This window comes from Acutalibacter caecimuris (assembly GCF_034335085.1).
GTDB classification, from domain to species: domain Bacteria; phylum Bacillota; class Clostridia; order Oscillospirales; family Acutalibacteraceae; genus Acutalibacter; species Acutalibacter caecimuris.
Genome location: NZ_JAWXXJ010000071.1, coordinates 1 through 2,963, shown reverse-complemented (window position 1 = coordinate 2,963; position 2,963 = coordinate 1). Strand labels below are relative to the sequence as shown.

Annotated in this window: 4 protein-coding genes and 1 pseudogene; all 5 read right to left on the bottom strand. The window is 54.5% G+C overall.

All coding sequences use genetic code 11. From position 1 onward, the window contains the following. The coding region (locus U8U01_RS17135; protein WP_322176798.1) for a thioester domain-containing protein at positions 1-1,037 on the bottom strand (1,037 nt) is incomplete at its 3' end. An 86-nt stretch (positions 1,038-1,123) separates the two neighbouring features. After that, positions 1,124-1,906 carry a hypothetical protein gene (locus tag U8U01_RS17130; RefSeq protein WP_322176797.1) on the bottom strand — a complete coding sequence of 261 codons (783 nt, stop codon included), beginning with the start codon at positions 1,904-1,906 and terminating at the stop codon, positions 1,124-1,126. A 158-nt stretch (positions 1,907-2,064) separates the two neighbouring features. Then, positions 2,065-2,412 (bottom strand): AbrB/MazE/SpoVT family DNA-binding domain-containing protein, encoded by a 348-nt coding sequence (locus U8U01_RS17125; protein ID WP_322176796.1) that lies wholly within the window; start codon positions 2,410-2,412, stop codon positions 2,065-2,067. Beyond that, positions 2,409-2,660, bottom strand: a complete 252-nt coding sequence (locus tag U8U01_RS17120) for a hypothetical protein (protein ID WP_322176795.1) — start codon at positions 2,658-2,660, stop codon at positions 2,409-2,411. Before U8U01_RS17120 ends, U8U01_RS17125 begins: the two co-directional genes overlap by 4 nt. Positions 2,661-2,672: 12 nt before the next feature. Continuing rightward, a pseudogene (locus U8U01_RS17115) lies at positions 2,673-2,963 on the bottom strand (DNA adenine methylase); the annotation flags it as partial.

Genomic DNA, 2,963 nt, shown 5'->3' with positions numbered 1-2,963 from the left:
ACGATTTTAGCGGAGCCGTAAGAAACATTGAGTTTCAGATAAGCGGCGATGGGGTCGGTGACGGACTGGGTGTAGGTGACGGTGTTCTGCTGGCCCACACCAGGCCCGAAGGTACCATCGTCCCAAACCACAAGTCCCATGCGCTTGGAGTCTTTTTTGCTGGCGCTGACGGTCACGTTGCCGGTGGGCGCGGTAGGGCTGGTGATAGTCAGCACATTGCCACTGGTCGTGAACTTCATGGAACTATAATCGGAAGTGAAGGTGTAATTCCCCAGCACCTTGTTGGTATCCGTGAGCTTAGCAGTATACTGACTGCCGTCCCACTCCAGTTCAATCGTGGGAGCCTTGCCGGTGCTTTTCGCCATGAAAGAGGGCACTTTGCTGTGATTCTGGGCGCTGGTGACCATGGAGTTGTACTTGTCCATGATTCGGGAGCGCAGGGGGTGACCCGGCTTGATGAAGTCCAGCACAGGATTTTTCCCGTCGGTGCTGACGTGGGCGAAGCTCTCGTCTCGTTCACCCACAATGGTTTCCCAAATCAGAAGCTGGGTTGCGTAGACGTGCGCCAGCTTGTCGGCAGCAGCACTATTTTGAGATACCCAGGTGGGGTCGATATTGCCGGTGTAGCCATACTGCAAAATACGGCCAATCAGGGACTTGATGGTGTCCGCGTCAATTGTCTTATTGAGCGAGGACGGATAATTATCCCAAAAGGTTTCATCTTTCGCCGTGAACGTGTGGGCGTTGTCGATGGGAGTCCCCGGCTCGATGCAGTACGCCACCTTGCCCTCATAGGAGCCGACGGCGAAAGTTGCAAACATATCGTAAGCCTCCATATACCAGCCGTTCATGAACTGAAGGTTGTCACGATCCCAATGGTCACGGTTGTTCTCAGCGTCACGAGGGAAGGAAACCATATAGATTTCGGATCGCTCTCCCGCAGCCTGGGCCGTGGTGCCGAAACTGACGAACATGGAAAAGCAAAGCAGCAGGGCCATGACCAGCGCCATGCTTTTCCGTTTGACTGTAGATGTCATATTTTCTCCTTTTCTGCCCTTTTGGGCAATAAAAAAAGCGCACTGCTTTTTCACAATGCGCTTCGATGGGTTATTTGATTTTCTTGTTATGCGTACCCGATATAGATGTTGTAGTTACTTCCGCCGGTGGATTCATACCAGATCCACACGTCAGTGATATCCGGGTCGTTTGCATATCTATTCAGCCTACTGCGGATGTCCCTCTCCAGGCAGGTGCTGTGCGGCCCGGCCCCGATGGGGTTGTCCCAGCAGTCTACCGCGCTGCTTTCCAGCCGTAATCCCAGGCCCTGGGCGCAGATTTGCGCGTAGCCGATCCAGTAGCCGATATCGAAGGTGGGTTCCTCTATGACCGGCTCTGGCGTGGGCTCTGCCGGAGCCGGTGTAGGCTCGGCAGGTGCGGGTGTTGGGGCTGGAGGCTCCGGTGTGGGAACAGGTGTCGGTGCGGTAGTAGCCGCTGGCGGCGGGGTGGGAGTGGCTTTCACGGTCACTTTCAGGTAGGCGTCAGGCTCGGTGGCAGGCGGTTCGGGAGTGGGAGTTGCCGCCGCTGTTTTTGGCTCTATGGCAGAGTTTTGTGGCTGCTTTTCCGATTCCTGCACCTCTTTCCGCTGGGCGGCAGGGGAGGCTTTGGGCTCCTCTTTCTTCTTTTCTGCCGTATCCAGTTTAACCTTGAGGCCCGCTGTGATTTGTGCTATAATGGCACTCGTGTCGAGGTGTTTCTCACTGGTTTCGGTGGGCGAGGCTACATTCAGCACAAGCGCCTGGGGCGCGGGTTCCGGCTCGGAGTGCGTGGGCTGGGGCTGTTGCACCTGACACCCTGCGTTGCTGACCAGCACGGCGGCAGCTATGATAGCGGTCAAGATTTTCTTCATAGGATTCATCCTTTCTTGGAGTTTTTCTTGACCACAAGCATACCATAAACTCCTGAAAAGCCCAGACCAAATCCGAATAAATATGCAACAAAGATTCAGCCAGAAATGCCCCACGATCTGGGCGGAGCGCGGATAATTTTCAGAGAAAGCACCTCCTATCACATAGGCGTTTCCGCTTCCCGGATGCGCGGCGGCCCAGTCCGAATTTCTCTCTTTGGCAGTCTGCCCAGGCTCTCCGAGAGCTGCACGAATGCCGCCTTTTTCAGTTCCGTGGGCAGGGAGTCCAATAGTTCCAGCAGTGTAGCCCTGTCATCCATCATAGCCCGAACAGTTTTGCCCTGGCAATCATCGCAGAGCTTCTCCCTGCGGATAACCACCGACCGCCCATCTTCACTCTCGGTGAAAGACAGCACGTCATTGTAAGCAAAGCCCACCCGTTGCCGGATTTCAAAGGGGATGGTGATACGCCCTCGCTTACCCAAAATGCGCAGAAGTTTCTTGTTCACTCGTCCAGCCCCCTTCCATCGCAGTTTGCCTGGCAGGGACAGCTTTCACAGTTGAATTCGCAGGGCATGGCGTTCAAGGGACAGTTTTCGCAATCCCTGTCGCAGACGTAATCCTCGGTGCTGTCCGGGGTATCGATGATGATTTTCCCTTCACGAGCACTCACCTGGATGATACTTTCGGTGTTGATTCCAGCCTCCAGAAACATTTCCAGAGGCACAGATACCAGAATGAATGGTTCACTTGCCAAAATAACCACTTCCTATATTTCAAATTTCATTTGTGTGGGCTTGGATTTTTCCTGCTCGAATAGGTCATAATTCCCGATGAGCAGCTCCTTGAACTCTTTCCCGGCCTCGTACCGCTGGGCCATGGAGTGGACTCTGGTGAAATCGAACACAGGAAAACCAGCGTACAACTCCCGAATCTCTGCACAATCGTTATACGAGAGCAGAAACCGGCCCTGCATATTCGCCGCTGTGTCCCGCAGACGCACATGGTCGGCCCAAGCAAACTCCACGGCGTACATATCCTCGGTGGAAAAGTACGGCGG

Coding starts and splice junctions, on each gene's coding strand:
- U8U01_RS17130 (WP_322176797.1), bottom strand. CDS start 1,906: ATGAAGAAAATCTTGACCGCTATCATAGCTGCCGCCGTGCTGGTCAGC.